This window comes from Methylobacterium sp. GC_Met_2 (assembly GCF_026540795.1).
Taxonomy (GTDB): Bacteria; Pseudomonadota; Alphaproteobacteria; order Rhizobiales; family Beijerinckiaceae; genus Methylobacterium.
This window is the reverse complement of record NZ_JALNUM010000116.1, coordinates 1-18,486: the sequence shown is the minus strand read 5'-3', so window position 1 is coordinate 18,486 and position 18,486 is coordinate 1. Positions and strand designations below refer to the sequence as shown.

Sequence of the window (18,486 nt, the reverse complement as noted above, 5' to 3'; positions counted from 1 at the left end):
GACGCTGTTTGCCGCCCTCGACGTCCTGGCGGGTACCGTGCTCGGCCGCTGCATGCAGCGTCACCGGAACGGTGGGTTCGTCCGGTTCCTCAACGCCGTCGAGGCCGCTGTCCCGCCCGGCAAGTCAATACACGCGATCCTCGACACCGTCGCCACACCACAAGCATCCGAAGGTGCGCGCCTGGCTGGCTCGCCACCCGCGCTGGACCTTCCACTTCACCCCGACCTCCGCTTCGTGGCTCGATGCGGTCGAAGGCTTCTTCTCAGCGCTCACCCGTTGTCGGCTGCGACGCGGCTCCTTCACAGGCGTCGTCGACCTGCAGGCGGCGATCAAACGCTGCTTCGACCAAGCGGGCTCAAATCGAGTTGTTCGAGAATGCGCATCAGAGTCACTCGATTGTTCTGGTCTTCGGCGTTCTCGAGCGCATCCTGTAGCACCAGACGGATATCCTCGGCTTCGACCTTCTCCATGTCCCAGTTCGGATAGAGGCGCTCTCGCTCTTCCTCGCTCTGGCTCAGCGAAACGATGTCATGATGACGCTTGTCGCGATGCAGGATCGCGATCAGTTTCTGTATCTCGGCAACCGGCCCCTCGATCCACTGGAAGAAGACGCCGCTGCCGAAAACCAGAACCCCGGTAATGCCGTGTGCGAGATTGTTGCGCTGGGCCACCTCGACGATGCGGGAAACTTCGGCGTCGTCAACGCCTTCTGCGGCGCGACTGCAATAAACAAAATGGTAGAGTGGGACTAGCGCAGCCTCGTCTATATCGGCGACACGCGGGATGCCGTATTCGTCGAACATGAGCAAGCTCGCTTCATTTATGCCAGGCAGATCTATGGGCGACTTGAACCGGTACGATGCCCGAATTCACCGAACGACATCGGGCCGATCCGACTAGTAGCCTTTCATCGGTTGCAGATTTTCTAGCTGTTCATAAGGCGCGCTATGCGTCTTCCCGTTCAGGTTCGGCTGCAAGCCGCTCGAATATTTTGAGAGCTTGCAGGTGAGTGGCTTGCTCTATCGCTCCGTTCGCAACTTCAGCTTGTGACCACATCCAAGATCGGGCTGGATCATCGCGCATAGCCCAGCCAGGGAATAAACGGTCCGTCACAGTGTAATAAGATAGGCGTCTGATCTCTAGATGCCGGTCGTCCCTCAAGATCCGGGCATACGTGGCATCCAGCGCTGCGGCCGAACCCTCTAACAACTGCATATAAACATCTGCTCGACAAATGAGGGCGCCGGTAATCCCATCGCGCGAGTTGCATCGCCGTGATTGTGACAGGATGCCATTGAGCATCGCTTGATCAAATCCGAAAGGGCGTGAGGCATAGATGAGCTGAACGACAGACATTGCTGCTGGATCCTATCAAGCCGTCGGGTCGTGGAAGAACCTACATTCGTTCGCTCGCAAGCCCGAAGAATGATAAATCCCTTCGGTAATTGCAGTATTTTCTCATGGCCTTATCGAGCGTTCCGACCATGCAGATGGGAGCAGTCTCTGCGCGAGGAGCACCGCGGTGGGTGCATCAACCGCCGAGGCATCAGCGCCGACCCGTTCGACATATTCGGGATGCTCAAGGAAAACGGGTCCCCCGACCATGACGCCTATCGAAGGGTTGAGGGACGCCTGTCGTACCGCCTGGATCGAGGAAGCAAGTTGATCGAGGTGGCTTTCCCGGCTCAGCGTCAGACCCACCACGCCGAACAACTCCGAACCTACGAGATTGGAGATTTGCTCCGGACTGGAGGCAAGGCCGCTCGACACATGCCAGCCAGCCTTTCGCATGAACTGCTCGACAATCGCCAAGCCGAAGGTGTGTAGTTCGCCTGGTGCTCCCATCAGGAGGATACGGCGCTCACTATCGTGGGGCGCGATGCCTCCGTCTGAGCCGAACGTGGCCAACAGGAACTGAAGTTGGGCGAGGCCGACCGTGACCTCGATGAAGTCGCACAGATCGTCGTCCCACATGCGTCCCAGCAGGGCCGCCGTAGGTGCCAGCAGGTCGAGGAAAAGGTCGTCGATGCAATAGCCCTTGGACGTCAGAGCGGTGAAAGCGTCCATGACGGCTGCGACGTCGTGCCTGAGGATCAGATCCGTGAAGCCCGCAACCGTTTCCGTATCCAGCTTCGGCAGAACGTCTGATCGGACCTGCTTGTCGCCTCGATCAAACAACATCAACCGAGGGATGATGTCCGTCTGAACGATGTGGCCGAGCGCCAGGGTTCGCTGGCGTGCCTCGTCGACGGATCTCCGTCGTGCATAGTCCTCGTGGACATACGCCGCTTCAGCGATCCCCTCCGTGATCAGACCGGCCCACTCTCGGTGGGGTGATCCCTGATCCAGCATTGTCTCATCCCCATGGTCCGGGGTTGGTATCCCCGCTCGTTATTGACCGTCGTCCGGCGAGTACGAGGCGTAACAGAGACGCAAATGCGCAAGTTGTAAAGAAGGCGGCTTTTCTACCGCACTCGGCCGATATCGGCAGGCTACGACGGTCGGAGAAACACAGCCCCCATTCGCTGAAATACAGGTCTTCGAACGTCCGCCTCTCGTCGACCGCGGCCTAAAGCGGACCGACCGCTCCCCACCCTGAGCAGCCAGACCGCTACCGGCCCAACTCGGTCATGACGCGATACGGATTGCTTTCCCGCCAGCAGACATTCCACTGCCCCGATGCGGATCAATCGAGCCGAACTGGCCGACCTTGGGACCTTCCTGGCCATCGCGCGCCACCGCAGCTTCCGGAGGGCGGGCCTGGAGCTTGGCGTCAGCGCCTCCGCGCTCAGCCACGCGCTCAAGGCGATGGAGGCGCGCCTCGGCGTCCGCCTCCTCAACCGCACCAGCCGTAGCGTCACGCTGACCGCGGCGGGCGAGGATCTGCTCGCATCACTGGACGCTCCGTTCGCGGCGATCGGCTCTGCGCTCGACATTCTCAACCAGCACCGAGAGCCGACCAAGGCGACGGGGCGCATCCGCCTCAACGTGCTTGAACATGCGAGCACGTTGCTGCTCGCCCCTGTGCTGCCTCTATTCCACGAGCGCCACCCGCAGGTTGAGATCGACGTTCGCGTGTCCAACGATCTGCTCAATGTTGTAGAGGCCGGAGCCGATGCTGGCATCCGATATGGCGGAACGGTCCCGCAGGACATGGTGGCGCAGCGCTTGTCAGCCGATCTCCGCTGGGTGGTGGTCGGCGCTCCGGCTTATCTCGATCGAAATGGGGCGCCCGATCATCCGCGCGACCTCGCAGCCCACCGATGCCTGCGCATCCGCCTCGGCGACGAGAGCCTCTACCGGTGGGAGTTCGAGAGGAGGGACGAGGCTATCGCGCTCAACGTCCCAGGCGCGGTGACGCTCGACAACACGCAGTTTGCCCTGTCGCTCGCGGCGGCGGGCGGTGGCCTTGCCTATCTTCCGGAGGCGTGTGTCAGCCCCTCGGTCGCCCGCGGCGAGCTTCGCGTCGTCCTGGCGGACTGGGCCCCCCTGGGACCCGGCTTCCACCTCTACTACCCCGGTCGTCGCCAACTGCCGACGGGATTGCGGCTCCTCATCGACCTAATCCGCGAGGTCAAGCCGCTCGGATTGTAGAGGCCGCCCGGTCCGACGATGAGCATCGTTCATCGTTCCGTTGAGGGACGAACGGCTGATCGGCGACCGGCACAATGTCTACGTCCGGCCCATCGAGTTCAGCCAAGGGATCGAGACATGTGCCGTTTCACCGGGAAAGTCGCCTTCATCACGGGTGCGGCCAGCGGCATCGGCCGCGCCGCCGCCATCGCATTTGCGCGGGAAGGCGCGCGAGTGGCGATCATCGACCGGACCGAGGCTGCGCTTGATGACCTTCGCGCCAAGATCGAAGCAGAGGGCGGCGAGGCGCTCGCGATCCGGTGCGATGTGTCGGTGCCGGAGGACGTCGAGGCGGCGGTCACCAAAGCTGTCGAGCGGTTCGGCCGCATCGACTGCGCCTTCAACAATGCCGGTGTCGAGAACAAGGCCGCTCCTGTCCACGAAATCGCCCTCGACGAGTGGGACCGCATCCTCGGCATCAATCTGCGCGGCACATTCGTGTGCATGAAGCACGAGATCGCGCAGATGCTGCGTCAGGGCAGCGGCGTGGTGGTCAACACCTCGTCTGGCGCTGGCATCAGGGGCGTGGCGGGCGGCGCCAGCTACGCCGCTTCCAAGCACGCCCTCATCGGCCTCACCAAATCGGCCGCCCTCGACTATGCGAAGGCGAGCATCCGGGTGAATGCCGTCCTGCCCGGAAACATCGAGACGCCGATGATGGACCGCTTCACCGGCGGCGACATCCAGAAGGCGATCGACCTTGAACCAGTCGGGCGGCTCGGCAAGCCCGAGGAGATTGCCGAAGCCGTCCTGTGGATGTGCTCGGACCTCGGCGCTTTCGTCACGGGCGCATCGATCTCGGTCGACGGCGGCTGGTCGCTCTGACGCGCGTTACTGAAACCGACGGAGGATGGATCCCATGGACATCAAGCGCAGCGGAAGTCAGCCCTCGGGCGCAGGGCCGTCCGAGTGGTTCACCGGCACGGTGCGGATTGACCCGCTCCACAGCGCGCCGGAACCTGCCCGCGTCGCGATGGCGAGCGTTACCTTCGAGCCGGGCGCGCGGACGGCGTGGCACACGCATCCGCTCGGCCAGACGCTGATCGTCACCTTCGGACGCGGATGGGTTCAGCGCGAGGGCGGCCCCATCGAGGAAATCGCGCCGGGCGACGTCGTCTGGTTCGAGCCGAACGAGAAGCATTGGCACGGGGCCACCGCGACCACGGCGATGGCGCACGTCGCAATTCAAGAACGTCTGGACGGCAAGGCTGTGACATGGATGGAGCAGGTCACCGAAGGAGAATATTCCGGTTCCTGAGCTTGGGCTGCGTGGTCCGCTTTCAGCGATACAACGCCGAGAGCGGACCGGCGGCTTTCCACCCGACCCAGACGTTCAGAGGCCCCCGCGTGCTGGACTGGAACTGGCCGAAAGCGGCCGGGCAGCTTTCAACAGGGACGGCAGAAAGAGCGGATGGACATCTACTAGGCACAGATCCGGGGCTACACGGTCGCAGGCGACCGGGCCGCCATACGCGTCGATGCCTCAGGCGATGGCGGGCGGACCTGGATCCAGGCAACGCTTGAACACGAGCCCGACGCGCCGTTCGCCTAGACCCTCTGGATCGCCGAACTCGAGATGCCGCCTGGGGAGCACGACCCCGTCGTCCAGGCTTGGGACTCGACCGGCCAGACCCAGCCGGCGCTGCCCGACGACGTCTGGAACCACAAGGGCTATCTCTGCATCTGCTGGCACCAGGTACGGGTGCGCGTCACCTGACGGCTCAGACGGACCGTCCCTATCGCAAGGTTGGCGACTCACCAGGTTTCAAGTGGGGGTCTTCTCCATCGGGGCCGCCGAGGGAGACGTGATCGTTCAGGCGTCCGGGATGTTCGAAGACGTGCTCGAAGGCATTCGTGACAGCCTACTCGAAGGCGCCGTCGCCCTCCCCCTGTGCGGCCCCGAGGGCACTGAGCAAAGCCCGGTGCTTTTCGGTATCATCGGACATGTCATCCTCCCGGCCAGCGTGAACGCCGGCTCGGCAAGCCAATCGCCATGAGAGACCCTGGTTGCTGCGCATCGTCAATCCCGGATCCGCCGGGGGATACCGCAGACGCGTTGGATCGCTGCGCGATGACGGCCCGGTCCGCTACCTGATCGGAGAACCGCCGCCGATGCCGAACCGAATCCAAGCGGCCTTCCGCGCCGCTGCCGAGGCCGGCGTCGGCCTGTGGGCGGCCTGTGGGCGGCCTGCAACCGGCTGCGCCGGCCTGGAACGGACAATCCCTTCGTGGTCGGCGTCCACGAACCGATGCGCGCGGAGCTGACGCTGGAGAACCTGCCCGTCACCGGATCGATCCCGCTGGGCCTCGACGGCCTCTATCTCAAGATGGGAGCCAACCCCGCGCGCGCCGCGACACGGGGTCAACTCCAAACCGACGATGCACTAACTTCGAACCTGGGCCACCAAATGGGGGCAGGCCAAGGGCATGCGCAGCAGCAAGGCGCCGATCGCCTTTATGGATGGCATGCATAGAGCTTTACCCGGCCGCCATGTCAGCGGAGCTGGCGAAGTTCTGCACGCATTCGAGGCATGCCTGACATGCCTCAGGATCTTCGATCACCGAGAAGAGCCTTAAAAGCTCCAACTCCTCCGATATGGCCGACACGGTCGGCATGCCTCGGGAGCGGTCTTCGAGAAACACATCCTCGCTGACGCTGAGCGCCTGCGCGACACGCTTCAGGGCCCTCTTGGTGCGGTCTTCATCCATTCTCGCCCCCCTCTCGTGCCGAGAGCGAACCGCCCGCACTTTCCCTGGCCAAGAGAACAATCTTCTTCAGCTCGCAATCCTGTCCCGGTTTGCAAGTCACGATTGCGGCAACGAAACGCAGCTTCTGCACCTCTGTGTGTGGGATGCAATTTATTACCGCTCTCATTCAAAGCTCGCGGCTTTTTTCGGCTTTAAAATGCGGGGTAAGCGGGGTGACTGAATGTTCTCCATAGCTGGAATGGATCCCGCTCTACGCGCGGCTGGACTCATTGGCACCTGGGGCACGAACGCCGCCGCGGGTCGCTCCGTGCTCGATGAGGGGGCGGCTGCTCTACTGGCGGGCAATGCCGCCCTTGCCGGTCAACCCCTTCCCCTCGAAGCGGCCCTCGCACGTACGCATCCGGACGATCGCGAGTGGGTGTTCAAGCACATCCGCCGCGTCCGACAAACCGGCGGCTCGTTCTCAGCCGAGTTCCGGATCCTGACCGAAACGCACGAGGTCCGTTGGGTGCTGAACCGAGGCGCGCTCACGCGCGACGGCACCGGCGCGATGCAGGGTCGCGGCGCCTACATCGACACTACTGACGCTCACAGCAACCCCTTCATTCCAGCTGCTGCGCTCGGTCAGGATGTCGAGGATCCTTTGATCGTAGCCGCCGACTGCTGCATTGAAGCGCATACGGCGCTCGGACAAGGCGAGCACGTGGATCTGCAGCGACTGTCCGAGACATTGCTGTCTGGGATCGGGCGCAGGCTGGCACAGCGGGGATAGGCTGCCTCACGCGCGCTCTAGCAGGTCGAGGACCAACGTCCCGGCCGCCGCGATAACGTTGCCGCGGCCGCGCCTGGGTTACAACGATCGCCCAGGGTGCCGGTTCAGCCGCTACCTCCGGCAGAATGATCTCGGGCACCTCGAACTGTGTCACGGTCTGTGCCGTTGATGGCGCAATGTCCGATCCGATGATCCCGCTGATCTCGGCCGCGGCGTTCGTTGGCATCGGTTGGCTGATCATTCATGCCGGGCGGGAGTACGACGACGCAATCCGGCACACGCTGACTGTCTTCGCGCTGGTGATCGGGCTCTTGGCCTTGATCGGTGTGACAGCGAAGCTGCGATCGTTGATGGGCGTCGGTCGGATGTCGCATCGGATCGAAGCCCGGTCGCAGAACGAGCGCCCCACCCCGGCGCGGCCCGTGCGAAGAAACGGGGACGGGTTGGGTCCGTGACGACTGCCGTGTGTCTCTGGGCGAATAGAGCCAGGCTGCGCATGTCGGCTGGGCGGCACGGTTAAGTCAACGTTGGCATCCCAATGGTCGACATCGATCCGGCCAACGCTATGGTGCTGCGACGTGCGGACGGTGATGGAGCCGGGTCGCGTCACCAACGCGAGCCAGCCTGCTAATGCGCTTCTCAACCGTTCTCGTCTGCCTGTCTGTCAGCGCCATGTTGCCTTGCGCCGCCAACGCTCAGCCGGCTGATACGGCCGCGCCAGATCCGGCTTTGGTGAAGGTCGCACGCGAGACGGTCGCGCAGATGCAAGGTGATCGCGCCGCGACGCTTAGTGCCATGGCTGGCCCCATGGTCGGCATGATGCAGCAGATTGGCATCAAGGAGCCCGACAAGGCGCAGGTGCTGGTCCAGGAAGTCGTGATGCCGACCCTGACTGAACACTACGACGAACTCCTCGGCATCCAGGCCCGTGGCTTCGCTGCGGTACTCGGCAAGGACGACCTTCAGGCGATCGCAGCGTTCTACGCCACCCCCGCCGGCAAGCGCCTCGCAGCCGCCCAGCCGCAACTCGCTCAGATCCAGCTGACCGGCATGCAGCAGTGGATGCAGGGGGTAGCGCCTGAGATGCAAAGTAAGATCGTCAAGGCGGTTCAAGCGCATGGCTGGACGACTGGCAGTCAGCCGAAGCCACGCTGAACATAGTCGGGCCAACATCAGGGGATGATCATCGCGCCTATGATTGCTGGACCTTCGACCCTCGCAGATCTGCGCAAGGCCGGCATCATCACAAGCCATGAGGTCGTGGCCGCTATCGACCTCTACCTGCAAGATCCGGCAGCTGGCCCTTACCGCTTCGCCAGCGGGCATAGCATCGACATAGCAGTCCTCGTGAATGCCACGCCAGCTTTCGGGGCGGTGGACCGGTCGGGGCCACAGGAAATGGCGTTTCGGACGGTGCTGGCAGCAGCCGTCATGTCGGCGCATCCGACTTTGCCGTGATCCTCACCCACTCGGCCCTGCCCCGATCTGCGCACGGGGCGGGGCCAGATCTGCGGCAGAGCCAATACGCAACTCGGCTCAGGGCCACGATGCACGCCGCTGGTTATTGAGCCGTCGGCAAGCCAGCGCTGGAGCCGTACCAAGTCGGGATCATTTCTGGTAAGCGCGCTCCGGAAGGCGAGCACCAAGGAAGGCCGAGGATGAGCGAGGAGGACTGCGAGTTCGAGCACTCTCCGCTGTGCGGGCCCGTCACGCGGGATGGCTAAACGGTCGAGGTCGAGATCTATCGTTTCCCGGGCACGCCGGAGTGCTGGTGCATGGGGGTTGTTCACACCTCCGGCTGCATCCGCTGGGACACCACTTTCGCGACCGACGCGGAGGCTCGCACTGCGTTCGACACGATGGTCGACACTGTCGGTATGGCGTCATTCGTCGGCAATCGGCCCAAGGCGCTGAACTGATTGCTGACCCGCCGCACTGAAGAAGCCACCGCGGCGATCCTGAGCAGGGCGGCAATGGCCGCATGCGTGGCAAGCCGGCGGCGCGCGGCAATGACCAGACCGGGGCCGCCGATATCGAACCCATGCCGATCAACCCGGCCACGGTCGACGGCGAGTCGACGGTTGAGCCAGCGCACCCGTGCGAGCGGAAGCGAGAATTGCAGTTAGCCATAAATGAGTAGGGATATTCCGAGGATATACTTTAACCATTCTGATAGGTCACACGTGAACCGCTTGCTTACATGTGGCATATCTATACAACTTATAGGTGAGACGGCCGAGTAGGGGATATATAGTGTCTCATTGCATCTTCGTTCGCGAATATATCGGTCCCGAAGCACGTCCTCCAGTCATGCTGGCTTATGATATCCCCAATCTCGACGATGCCGAGGCGATCGTCCAGAGCATTGCAAAGTCTTATTCAGCCAACGGCATCGATCACAGCAGCGACACTCATTGGTTTTATCATGAAGAACGGCGGCACGAGATCTACACATCGCCGCGCGGAGACCTCTCAACGGTAGCGCACAGATTATGCGCCCACGATATCGAGGAGCACCACTTCAGCCGCCGCGAGCATGTTCCTCCACCCGCTCCACGGCAGGAGCAGAACGGATCCGATTGCCACTTCGGGTAGCCAACCTGAGGCGCCTCGGCCTCGCCGTCCCAGTCGCTGCCGCGCATGTAGACGACCTGCGAGCCAGAAGCGTTCTCCGGCGCGGCTAGGGACGGCTCGTTGTCGGCACCGTCCTCGTCGTCCGCGTCGCCGTTCATGCTGTCGAGCACAGCGATGATGCGGTCGGCCGCGTCGAGGGCGGTTTGCGCTGCCTCCTCCAGGCTGGCCCGTAGCGCGGGGCCAGCCAGCGGCTCCAGGGCCTCGGGAGTCGCCGGTTTCGGACGCGGGGTGAAGGTGAGCACGTCGCCCATGGGGTTGGGTCTCGGCGTGTGATGGGGAATCCCGGCGGGATCCGGCCGGGGCGGTACGCACGGCTACGGGTAAGGGGGCGGGCGCTACAGCGTCGGGGTGCCCCATGCGGCGCCGATCTCGGCCGCGAGCGCTCGATTTTCGAGGCACGAGGCCACCTCCAACTCGCGCTTGGTCAGGGTCGAGAGGCGTTCGTCTCGCTCGGCGTCGTTGCGAGGCGCGCGGGATGCGATTTCGCGGACCACATGGCCCGCGCACTACACGTTCTGATGCCGCCCATCGGCCTGGGCGAGCCCCTGTTGCTCTACCGCGGCACGACCGCTTCTGAGCGGAGCAGGCGGGTCTACGGCTTCTCGTGGTCAACGCGGCGGGAGATCGCTCAGCGGTTCGCGGAGCAGGCCAGCGTAGCCTCGGGCGGCGCCGTGCTGCTGGAGACCTTGGCACCGCCAAGTACCGTGCATCTCAATCGCGAGGACGAAGGCTACTACGGCGGGGGGGAAGTGGTGGTGGATCCTTACAAGCTGGCTGCGGTGCGCGTAGTTGAGCGGCTTCCACCTGCGGGCGCACCATGACTGCCGATCCGTCGTGAGGCGTCACATAAAAAGCGACCCCATTTTTTATTCGGAAATAGGGGCCCCCCTGGGTTAGCGGCCCCATTTTCGGTACCCCTGAAAGACCCCTTTTCCGGGGCGATCGGGACCGATCAAGGCACGATGGCGGGCAAGGCCGACGGGAACGGCCGGACGGCGAAGCATGGCGGCGGCGGCTGAGCCGCGGACCGGCCGCGGCCGCCGTAGCTGGCCTGCCGCTTGCGACGTGCCGATCTCCTCCCAAGGACTCACTCAGCCCCGCCGGCTCAGCCGCGCGGGGATTTTTCGTTTCGTTTCAGGCCTCATCCGAACGGGTGACGCGACTCAGTTCTGCGGTGGAATATCCAGGGCCCTTCGAAGCCCCAATGCCCACTTCGCCCGCCCGGTTCGCCGCGGCGGGCTTGTTCCATGCTCCCATCGCGCGGTCGTGACGTGCGAACCAATCCACTTGAGCTATGACGACCCGGTTAGGTTTCCCCCCAAAGCTAACAAACCAAACTTCGCCCGCCCGGTCCCGCCGTGGCGGGCTTTTTCGTTAATCCGCGGCTTGCATCATGTCGTCGGATCCGGGCGTATCGCCCCTTACGGCCCGGATCTGGCGAAGCCCGCCCGGTTCGCCGCGGCGGGCTTTTTGTCGCTCCATCCAGAGCTTCCAGGGTGATTGCATCAAGCGATATCCCACTTATATTAATGCCAGCAGTTTATAAATAGTGAAATTTATGCACCTTCAAATTGTGTTTGCCCTCGCTGTACTCGCGGGCTTCGTTGAATTTGCCTGCTTGTGTCACGAGGCTCCTGAAGCAACCGACGATTGATTGTCACAGCACGAGCAATTCATCTTCAACCTGCTCATTGCTACGTGATGGGCTTTTTCGGGTCCAGCATCCCGGTGCGGGACCGCGTACCTGCTGTTCTGGCACGGCCGACTGACCAGCCGCTTGCATCGTGCTTCTCCAGCCACGTTGCGTATCGGCTCTCCCGCAGACGCTCCCCCGCCCAGTGAACAGACAGTGACGAGGTTGAGCGTCAATTGTCCCCGAGCGCAGACGAGGAAGGCCCGTACCGCTCTTCAAGCTCGGCACGGCCCAGGTCGGTGATCTCGTACTCTACGCTGCTGACCGGCGGATCCGATCGGCCAGTGGCTGCGACCAGCCCGAGGGTCTCCAGCCGTCGCATGTAGACGGAGACTTGGTAGAAGCGCGGCCCCAGCGTCGAGAGGGATCGCAGGCGGGAGCGGCTGTTGGGCGCGAGTTTGTGCATCGTAGCCGTCAGCAGTAACATAGCCCGATTGGCGTGCTTGTCGCGGGCGGATATTTCGCCGGCCTCACCCGTTATACTTATCCGCGCGATGGTCAGTCCCGCCGCTGGCGGACAAGGATCATCCTCATGACAATTCTGATGGCCGTCGCGCTGGCGATCGCTCTGTTCGGCGTTGCGCTGACCGCCGCAGCCTACCGCTTCGCACCAGTGTCGAGACACATAGCAAGCGGGGATATCGCCCTCGTAGGTGGGATCAGCACTGCCGCGTTGGGTAGTCTCGGGGCCCTCCTGCAGGTGTTTACAGCCTGATCTGCAGGTTCGATGAACCTCCGCCAGCCCGTGATCATATCGGATGGCGGGGCCGTCAGGCCGGAAGGATGTGCAGGATCACGCCCAGCATCCCTATGCCGATCAGCCCCAAGGCAATGTACATCCGCATCCGGCTATGACCGGTCAATTCTAGGCGGACTTCTTCCAGGTAGTCAGACCAATCGACCACGGGTCCCCATCGAGTTGCACAGGCTGAAGGGCGTGTCCCCTATGCCCGTGCTGCGACGATGAGATGACCTTGGCCGTGCAGGGACAGCTACAAAGGGGACGGCAGGCGACACGCTATCCAAGCTTTGGTATACGCCCCTCATCACGACCAGTTGTGCATGAGGAAAAAGAGCATGAAACAGCCAGATCATAAGCCCAAAAACGATGATCATTCGGAAATCCTGAAGCGGGAGGCCGATGATATCACAGGAAAAATCGACGAAAAATTTGATAAGCTGGCTAAGAAGCTTCGAGAGAAAGCCGAAAAGGCAAAAGAGAAGTTGAACGACACGAAGAAGGACGCCAACCGGGCCGTTCTTTTACGGCGCTTCGAGTTGTACTCCGACGCCGCGAACCACCTGGAGGAGTTCTCAGCCCCCAGGCGGGAGGGGAACGATAAGAGCAGCGACTGATCCCCCTTCCACCAAGGGTTTAAGGCACACCGGCCTTCCGCTCCCAAGCCGCCTCACTACAATCGGCGCGTCCCCCGAGGGCACCCATAGGCCCGGTTCGTATATCGCCCCTCAGCGTGGATCGCGCCGGTGGGCTCTGATTGCAGCCGACTTTAGATCGTCTGCTCAGGGCGCCGTTCCGTTCTAAACCCAAATCAGGCAACCCCGCTTCTGGCCGCATGGCCTGCCGGCGGCACCTGCCGTAGCTCGGCGGGATGTCAGCCAGCCCCGCCCCCACCCTGATCCCGAACCCCGTTGCGATCTGGCACGGCGCCATCGAGGGCCTGTCTCCGGATGCCTCGCCCTGCCGGTATCTTACCCGGGCCCGCTGGGCACCGATGCGGGAAGCCGCCATCGACTTCTGCGACCGGCTGGGCGCCGAGGCGCATTCGCACGGCTGGACAGCAGCCGAGTTGTTCGCCGTCCACCCGGAGCACGGGACGCTGCGAGTCGAGTTCTGCGGCGCGCTGATGATCTCCGGAAGCAAGGCCGTGGCTGTGGAGCCAACTCGGATCGTGTTCGATCGGGGCTCGGGCTACCGGACGAAGCCAGGTGAGGTCTGGAGCATTCCGGTCTGGGACTTCGCAACGCGCGCTCGCTGACGCTCAGCCGCCCTGCAGGCTTTCGGCGAAGTCGTCCGGGATCTCGCCCCACTGGCCGAGAATCGTCACACCCTCCAACTCGCCGGTCTCGTCGTCGGCCACCACCTTCAGCGCCGCCGCGCCCGGCACCCGGTTGGCAAGGTTCTCGGCCTTCTTCAGCGCACCGCTCTCAGACTGCGCCTGTTCCTGGCGGGCGGGGCGAAGACGCTTCCGATGGATTTCGAACGGCTGCACGATGTAGGTGGTCTTCAGGGCCACGCTGGGCCTCCCGGCGTCCGTCAAGCTGATCAGCCTACTACGCGTACCTCGGTGAAGGCGCGCAACAAGACCCGGCGACCCTTGATGTCGCGCACGTCCACGAACCAGTCCGTTCAATCCAGGCGGTTACCCTCGGTCATCAACGCCAGGGCCACCTTGTCGCCGTGTGCTCGGACTGCCGCTCTGCTCGGCATCCAGCGGCCGTTTGCGTCGAGTTCTGCGCCGCCGATCCCGACGCAGCGGAAGCGGTAAAGCCGCGCCAAACTTGCCCTTTCGGCTCTGACCTCACACTCGTCCACGCCCTTCGGCGGCGGCCAGCAGATCACGGTTGAACCACGCTCACCAACGGTGTTTGTTCTGTTTCTGTTCTATTGGGAAATCGAGCCGATGTACCCCCAGACGCAGCAGACGCCTGTGGACGCGCGTCGGACGGAGGTCGAGGCGGTCGCAGCCGCCTACAGAAGCCTGCACCGAGGAGATGATCAAGCAGCCCTGCTCGCGGTGATCGCCGACGCCCTGGCGATCTCGACGCGGCGGGACGACAGATTGAGGCACAGGCCTGGCAAGTCTCCCGCGGCTACACCCATGCCGCCTTCGCCGGGCACTGAACCTCGTGTCCGGCCTCCGCATCGACGAGCCACTCATCGGCAGCCCCGATGCCGTCCGCGTGCCGGTGATCGGACGGGCCCTGTGCGCGGGTTTCCCCTCGCCAACTGACGACTTGATGGAGGGGGCCCTCGAACTGCCGCGCTGGCTCGTGCCCAACCCGCCCGCCACCTTCCTGTGGCGCATCGCAGGATCCTCCATGGAGGGCGCCGGTATCTACGACCGCGACTTCGCCTGCGTCGATCGCAGCCTCAAACCCTCCCATGGCAGCATCGTCGTGGCGGCGATCGACGGGCAGATGTCGTGCAAGCGCCTCTTGATCGAGGGCAACCTCACTCGGTTAGCCTTCTGTAATCGGACCTGCCGGCCTTCGCGGTCGAGGAACTCGGCGAGGGCGTGATCTGGGGCGTGGTCCGCTTCTCGATCCGCTGGCACGTCGCCCGCGGGCGGATGTCGTGAGCACGCCAGAGGCCCGCCGGCGCGACCGGATCGGCGGCGGCCAGGCGGTGGCGCTGATCGACGGCAACAGCTTCTACTGCTCGTGCGAGCGCGTGTTCGACCCGAAGCTCGCCACCGTGCCGGTGATCGTGCTCTCGAACAACGACGGCTGCGCCATCGCCCGCACCAGCGAGGCCAAGGCGCTCGGCATCCGGATGGGCGACCCGTACTTCAAGATCCGCGATCTGTGCCGGGCGCAGGGCGTGCGCGTGTTCTCGTCGAACTACACGCTCTACGGCGACATGTCGGGGCGCACCAACGCGGTCTACCGCCAGTTCAGCCCGCAGGTTGAGATCTACTCCATCGACGAGAGTTTCCTGAACCTGACCGACGTGGCGCCGGGCCTGCGGGTAGAGCTCGCCCGGGACCTGCGCGCCACCGTGCTGGCCTGGACCGGCATCCCGACCTGCGTCGGCATCGGCCCGACCAAGACGCTGGCCAAGCTCGCCAACCACATCGCCAAGACGGTGCCCGAGCTCGGCGGCGTATGCGACCTGACCGACCCGGACGCCTACGCGCACTGGCTGTGCCGGATCGCGGTGGCCGAGGTCTGGGGCATCGGCCGGGCATCGCTGGCGAAGCTGGAGGCGATGGGCGTCGAGAGCGTGGCGGACCTGCGCGACCTCGACCCGCGGCCGGTGCGCAAGGGGCTGACCGTGGTGGGCGAGCGGATCATCCACGAGTTGCGCGGGCTTGCCTGCCTGCCCCTGGAGCTGGTGCCGGCTCGGCGCAAGGGCTGCGCGGTGACCCGCTCGTTCTCCGGCCGGATCGAGGACCGCGCCACGCTGGAGGAGGCGGTGGCCGCCCACGCGACGCGGCTCGGCGAGAAGCTGCGGCGGGAGGGGCTGGGCACCGACCACGTCACGATCTTCTACCACACCAGCGAACACGACCGGGACGCGCCGATGCGCTCGGTCTCGACAACGGTAAGCCTGCCGGAGCACAGCTCGGACCCGCTGGCGCTGATCAAGGCGGCGCGGCACGGGGTAGCCAAGACGTGGCACGAGCCGGGCGAGCGACCGTGGCGGTATTCGAAGGCCGGGATCGTCACAAACGACCTTGTGCCGTTGTCGCACAGCCCGCGGGCGTTGATCGGAGCGCTGGACCGGGCGCGGTCCGAGCCGCCGATGGCGGCGATGGACGCGTGCAACGCGCGCTGGGGCCGGGGCGCGGTGGTGCCGGCACGGGCTGGGCTGGTGAAACGGCGGAAGTGGAACACGAAGTTCGAGATGCGCACCCCGCGCTACACAACGCAGGTCGGAGATCTGCCGGTGGCGCACGCGTGACGGCCGCGCTGTGGAACTTCGCTAAGTCCGCTTGGGGTGGATTTTGGAATGGCAGCAAACGGGAATAAATCTAGAATAACTGCCTGACCAATCGCTATTTGAGCACTTCAAGTAGTTCCGTTCGCCCTGGTTCTGTCAGGCGATAGCATACTAATCCCCGTGGAAGCATCGTCTGGATAGTTCCGTCCGTCAACCATCCCACGTTCGTCAATTCACCCCAAAGACGATCATTTGCAGAGCCCCGGCTAGTCATCAGGTTTGCGTCGGCAGTACGACATCCATGGTACAGCACAGACAGGTCACCGGCGGTTAATCCATATCGCGATTGACCTCCAGGCTTCGTTCGCTCTTGAATTTGATGGCGCGCCACCGACCATGCAGCTTGCATGAATGCTTTTGCCAAGTCGGCCGCCCTTTCAAGCTCAGCTTTGATGTAGACCGTTCGATTGTGTGAAATGATTCGCGGGGGGGGGCTTAACAATTTATTGCGAGTGCGATCTTGCACAATTGAAATATTTTCTGGACGCAATGCAGAATTGCGACACATTGATTACTAGCTAGAATGATTGCAGATTTAGAACTATATCCATCAATCGAGAACCGCACCTCACGCATCCCCTCTGCGATCCTGACGTGGATCGTTCTGCCAGCGCGGATATACGCTACTGAGGACCCGTCAACCTCGACAGCGCACCGTCGAAGAAGGTCGCGCCGAGCTACCGCACGTTTCACAATTCAGTCTGCCATTGAGCGCTCTATGTGGCCTCGACCAGACCTCGGCTCTCGGCCAGCCGGAGCAACTCGGCGTCGGTGAATGTGAAGCAGCCGATCTGCCAACGCTCCAGTTCGTCGCCGATCGGCACCACAGCGATGCCGGCGGCCCGCAGCGCGTCGACGGCATCAAGGACGGGATCGCTGTCGACCGAGTTCATCCCTGCACCGGGAAGCCCATGACGATGGCGGTCTTCACCATCGTACGACGCAGGCCCGGCGTGGTGGCCTCCTCGGCCAGCCGCTTCTTGGCCCGCGGGTGCATCTCGATCGCCTAGGCCACGTCGACGGTGTGGCCGGACTTGAAGACGAACGGCTCGGCGTTCTCGTCCTTCAGGTAGGCGACCGTCGCCGCTTCAATTTCGTCGTCTGTCACCTCGGATTTCCAGCGGAGGTCGCCGACGCTGGGGATCTCTTTGGCCATGCCGGTGGAGTAGCGCGGGGCTGAGGGTAGGTCGATGGAGTCATGTGACTGCGCAACAAAAAGCCCGGCCATTCGGCCGGGCGAGTTGGGTCCCTTTGCACGGGGACATCGAGATCAGGAAGCTTTGGGAACAACCGGTCTCGAACTGGGAAACTAGAAGTCGCGCTGGACGCGGAAGCGGACCTGCGAGACCGAGTCCTGCGTGGCCGTACGGACCGCGAAGGTGCCGTTGTTGATGCCGGCGATGTTGGCGTAGGCGGTCGGGCTCTTGTCGAGATCGATCGCCCGGCCGTTCTTCAGGCCGATCTGGGTGTAGAACGCCTCGACGCCGATATCGAGATCCTTGACCGGCGACCAGATGATGCTGCCACCCGCCACGAACTGGTAGGTGTCGCGCAGCGCTTGGCTCAGGTTGTAGAACCGGGTGCCGGGCGTGCCGACGGCGTTCGAGCTGAACGGATTGCTGCCGGCCAGACCACTCACGAGGCTGTAGATCTGACCCTGAGCGTAGCGGGCGCTCTGTGAGAAGCTCTGCTCGCCGTAGGAGCCGAAGAAGGCCGAGCGCCATTCCGGCGTCCAGTAGTGCAGGTACGACGCGACCGCCGTGAAGCTGGTCGAGGTCTGCAGCTGGCCGGTGAACGGGTTGATGGTTGCGTCCGAGAAGTACTGGGCGAACTTCTGACCCTGGATGGTCGTGGTGCTCTGGGTGTACGAGCCGGTGTACTGAGAGTAGCCGGTGTAGAGCTGCGCGCCGTCGCCGTAGGCACCCTGCAGGTACAGGGCGTCGCCCGGGGCGATGAACGGCGCGTTGATCTTCAGGCCGCCCTGAATGGCCCAGCCCTGGACGTTGCTCGTATGGGCCGGGACGACGGTCGGACCGGTGCCGGTGCTGGCGGCGGTGGAGAGGTTGCCGACGTTCAGCTCGTGGGTGGCGGCCGAGAGCTGAGCCGAGCCCCAGGCCTGATCGAGGCGCACGACGCCGACGAAGTCGGGCAGACGCTCACGCTCGATGCTGTCGACGTTGCCATACCGGCCCGGGCCGACGAAGATCGGGGTCGGCTGGTTGGTCACGCCGAAGTTCTGCACGCTACCGGTGTTGAGGGTGGCGGAGATGTTGAACGGCGAGAAGATCGGGGTGCGGCGGAAGACCGGGTCTTCGATCGAGATCGTCGCCGACAGGCCGTTGCCGACCGTGGCGGTGTAG

At 63.7% G+C, this 18,486-nt stretch carries 24 protein-coding genes and 4 pseudogenes; 15 read left to right on the top strand and 13 right to left on the bottom strand.

The genetic code is table 11. The features are described 5' to 3' along the window. Window positions 1-338: pseudogene (locus tag OXS49_RS27255) on the top strand (transposase); the annotation flags it as partial. On the opposite strand, the gene OXS49_RS27250 reads toward OXS49_RS27255, so the two are convergent. The 3 genes from OXS49_RS27250 to OXS49_RS27240 form a co-directional block, all read right to left on the bottom strand. Next, a complete protein-coding gene (locus tag OXS49_RS27250; protein ID WP_267427817.1) occupies window positions 331-804 on the bottom strand; it encodes a BLUF domain-containing protein in 474 nt (157 codons plus the stop codon). The pseudogene OXS49_RS27255 and the gene OXS49_RS27250 overlap by 8 nt on opposite strands. A gap of 142 nt (window positions 805-946) precedes the next feature. Beyond that, window positions 947-1,357 (bottom strand): BLUF domain-containing protein, encoded by a 411-nt coding sequence (locus OXS49_RS27245; RefSeq protein ID WP_267427816.1) that lies wholly within the window; start codon window positions 1,355-1,357, stop codon window positions 947-949. 102 nt (window positions 1,358-1,459) lie between these two features. Further along, window positions 1,460-2,353 carry a cobalamin B12-binding domain-containing protein gene (locus OXS49_RS27240; RefSeq protein ID WP_267427815.1) on the bottom strand — a complete coding sequence of 298 codons (894 nt, stop codon included), beginning with the start codon at window positions 2,351-2,353 and terminating at the stop codon, window positions 1,460-1,462. Window positions 2,354-2,680: 327 nt separating this feature from the next. Between OXS49_RS27240 and OXS49_RS27235 the strand changes: the two genes are divergently transcribed. From OXS49_RS27235 to OXS49_RS27220, 4 genes and pseudogenes are all read left to right on the top strand, one after another. Beyond that, the gene (locus OXS49_RS27235) at window positions 2,681-3,595 is read left to right on the top strand and encodes a LysR family transcriptional regulator (protein WP_267427814.1); all 915 of its coding nucleotides are present in this window, start codon (window positions 2,681-2,683) and stop codon (window positions 3,593-3,595) included. 117 nt (window positions 3,596-3,712) lie between these two features. After that, the gene (locus OXS49_RS27230) at window positions 3,713-4,459 is read left to right on the top strand and encodes a glucose 1-dehydrogenase (RefSeq protein WP_267427813.1); all 747 of its coding nucleotides are present in this window, start codon (window positions 3,713-3,715) and stop codon (window positions 4,457-4,459) included. A 34-nt stretch (window positions 4,460-4,493) separates the two neighbouring features. Next, complete coding sequence (locus tag OXS49_RS27225) at window positions 4,494-4,892, top strand: cupin domain-containing protein (protein WP_267427812.1); 399 nt, start codon at window positions 4,494-4,496, stop codon at window positions 4,890-4,892. A 174-nt stretch (window positions 4,893-5,066) separates the two neighbouring features. Then, window positions 5,067-5,351: pseudogene (locus OXS49_RS27220) on the top strand (hypothetical protein). A gap of 19 nt (window positions 5,352-5,370) precedes the next feature. Here OXS49_RS27220 and OXS49_RS27215 read toward each other — a convergent pair. Continuing rightward, window positions 5,371-5,580, bottom strand: a pseudogene (locus tag OXS49_RS27215) (hypothetical protein). Window positions 5,581-5,802: 222 nt separating this feature from the next. Here OXS49_RS27215 and OXS49_RS27210 point away from each other — a divergent pair. Further along, window positions 5,803-6,108 carry a hypothetical protein gene (locus OXS49_RS27210; RefSeq protein WP_267427811.1) on the top strand — a complete coding sequence of 102 codons (306 nt, stop codon included), beginning with the start codon at window positions 5,803-5,805 and terminating at the stop codon, window positions 6,106-6,108. Between the two features lie 4 nt (window positions 6,109-6,112). On the opposite strand, the gene OXS49_RS27205 is transcribed toward OXS49_RS27210, so the two are convergent. After that, window positions 6,113-6,343 (bottom strand): hypothetical protein, encoded by a 231-nt coding sequence (locus tag OXS49_RS27205; RefSeq protein ID WP_267427810.1) that lies wholly within the window; start codon window positions 6,341-6,343, stop codon window positions 6,113-6,115. A gap of 307 nt (window positions 6,344-6,650) precedes the next feature. Here OXS49_RS27205 and OXS49_RS27200 point away from each other — a divergent pair, with 307 nt between their 5' ends. The 4 genes from OXS49_RS27200 (at window position 6,651) to OXS49_RS27185 (ending at window position 8,573) form a co-directional block, all read left to right on the top strand. Beyond that, a complete protein-coding gene (locus OXS49_RS27200; RefSeq protein WP_267427809.1) occupies window positions 6,651-7,115 on the top strand; it encodes a PAS domain-containing protein in 465 nt (154 codons plus the stop codon). 176 nt (window positions 7,116-7,291) lie between these two features. Continuing rightward, the gene (locus OXS49_RS27195; RefSeq protein ID WP_267427808.1) at window positions 7,292-7,570 is read left to right on the top strand and encodes a hypothetical protein; all 279 of its coding nucleotides are present in this window, start codon (window positions 7,292-7,294) and stop codon (window positions 7,568-7,570) included. Between the two features lie 175 nt (window positions 7,571-7,745). Then, the gene (locus tag OXS49_RS27190) at window positions 7,746-8,270 is read left to right on the top strand and encodes a DUF2059 domain-containing protein (RefSeq protein WP_267427807.1); all 525 of its coding nucleotides are present in this window, start codon (window positions 7,746-7,748) and stop codon (window positions 8,268-8,270) included. A gap of 24 nt (window positions 8,271-8,294) precedes the next feature. Further along, window positions 8,295-8,573, top strand: a complete 279-nt coding sequence (locus OXS49_RS27185; RefSeq protein WP_267427806.1) for a hypothetical protein — start codon at window positions 8,295-8,297, stop codon at window positions 8,571-8,573. A 328-nt stretch (window positions 8,574-8,901) separates the two neighbouring features. Here OXS49_RS27185 and OXS49_RS27180 read toward each other — a convergent pair whose 3' ends face one another. From OXS49_RS27180 to OXS49_RS27170, 3 genes are all read right to left on the bottom strand, one after another. Beyond that, the gene (locus OXS49_RS27180) at window positions 8,902-9,210 is read right to left on the bottom strand and encodes a hypothetical protein (RefSeq protein WP_267427804.1); all 309 of its coding nucleotides are present in this window, start codon (window positions 9,208-9,210) and stop codon (window positions 8,902-8,904) included. A 352-nt stretch (window positions 9,211-9,562) separates the two neighbouring features. Then, window positions 9,563-10,000 (bottom strand): hypothetical protein, encoded by a 438-nt coding sequence (locus tag OXS49_RS27175; RefSeq protein WP_267427803.1) that lies wholly within the window; start codon window positions 9,998-10,000, stop codon window positions 9,563-9,565. Window positions 10,001-10,084: 84 nt separating this feature from the next. Then, window positions 10,085-10,243: a hypothetical protein gene (locus tag OXS49_RS27170; RefSeq protein WP_267427802.1), complete on the bottom strand. Its 159-nt coding sequence runs from the start codon at window positions 10,241-10,243 to the stop codon at window positions 10,085-10,087. Here OXS49_RS27170 and OXS49_RS27165 point away from each other — a divergent pair, their 5' ends adjacent. After that, the gene (locus OXS49_RS27165; protein ID WP_267427801.1) at window positions 10,244-10,570 is read left to right on the top strand and encodes a hypothetical protein; all 327 of its coding nucleotides are present in this window, start codon (window positions 10,244-10,246) and stop codon (window positions 10,568-10,570) included. Between the two features lie 1,044 nt (window positions 10,571-11,614). On the opposite strand, the gene OXS49_RS27160 is transcribed toward OXS49_RS27165, so the two are convergent. Next, the gene (locus OXS49_RS27160; RefSeq protein ID WP_267427800.1) at window positions 11,615-11,848 is read right to left on the bottom strand and encodes a hypothetical protein; all 234 of its coding nucleotides are present in this window, start codon (window positions 11,846-11,848) and stop codon (window positions 11,615-11,617) included. Window positions 11,849-12,212: 364 nt separating this feature from the next. Further along, window positions 12,213-12,347 carry a hypothetical protein gene (locus OXS49_RS27155; RefSeq protein ID WP_267427799.1) on the bottom strand — a complete coding sequence of 45 codons (135 nt, stop codon included), beginning with the start codon at window positions 12,345-12,347 and terminating at the stop codon, window positions 12,213-12,215. Between the two features lie 172 nt (window positions 12,348-12,519). Between OXS49_RS27155 and OXS49_RS27150 the strand changes: the two genes are divergently transcribed. Both OXS49_RS27150 and OXS49_RS27145 read left to right on the top strand, forming a co-directional pair. Beyond that, window positions 12,520-12,798, top strand: a complete 279-nt coding sequence (locus tag OXS49_RS27150; RefSeq protein WP_267427798.1) for a hypothetical protein — start codon at window positions 12,520-12,522, stop codon at window positions 12,796-12,798. 254 nt (window positions 12,799-13,052) lie between these two features. Continuing rightward, on the top strand, window positions 13,053-13,439 hold the full coding sequence (locus OXS49_RS27145) for a hypothetical protein (RefSeq protein ID WP_267427797.1): 387 nt from the start codon (window positions 13,053-13,055) through the stop codon (window positions 13,437-13,439). Window positions 13,440-13,442: 3 nt separating this feature from the next. Here the strand turns inward: OXS49_RS27145 and OXS49_RS27140 are convergent, their stop codons facing one another. After that, window positions 13,443-13,697, bottom strand: a complete 255-nt coding sequence (locus OXS49_RS27140) for a hypothetical protein (protein ID WP_267427796.1) — start codon at window positions 13,695-13,697, stop codon at window positions 13,443-13,445. Window positions 13,698-14,310: 613 nt separating this feature from the next. Between OXS49_RS27140 and OXS49_RS27135 the strand changes: the two are divergent. Together OXS49_RS27135 and OXS49_RS27130 are read left to right on the top strand one after the other, a co-directional pair. Further along, window positions 14,311-14,762: pseudogene (locus OXS49_RS27135) on the top strand (S24 family peptidase). Beyond that, complete coding sequence (locus OXS49_RS27130) at window positions 14,759-16,087, top strand: Y-family DNA polymerase (protein ID WP_267427794.1); 1,329 nt, start codon at window positions 14,759-14,761, stop codon at window positions 16,085-16,087. Before OXS49_RS27135 ends, OXS49_RS27130 begins: the two are co-directional and overlap by 4 nt. A gap of 755 nt (window positions 16,088-16,842) precedes the next feature. Here the strand turns inward: OXS49_RS27130 and OXS49_RS27125 are convergent. Both OXS49_RS27125 and OXS49_RS27120 read right to left on the bottom strand, forming a co-directional pair. Then, the gene (locus OXS49_RS27125) at window positions 16,843-17,019 is read right to left on the bottom strand and encodes a hypothetical protein (RefSeq protein WP_267427792.1); all 177 of its coding nucleotides are present in this window, start codon (window positions 17,017-17,019) and stop codon (window positions 16,843-16,845) included. 416 nt (window positions 17,020-17,435) lie between these two features. After that, window positions 17,436-18,486: porin (locus OXS49_RS27120; protein WP_267427790.1), on the bottom strand; the 1,051-nt coding region annotated here is incomplete at its 5' end.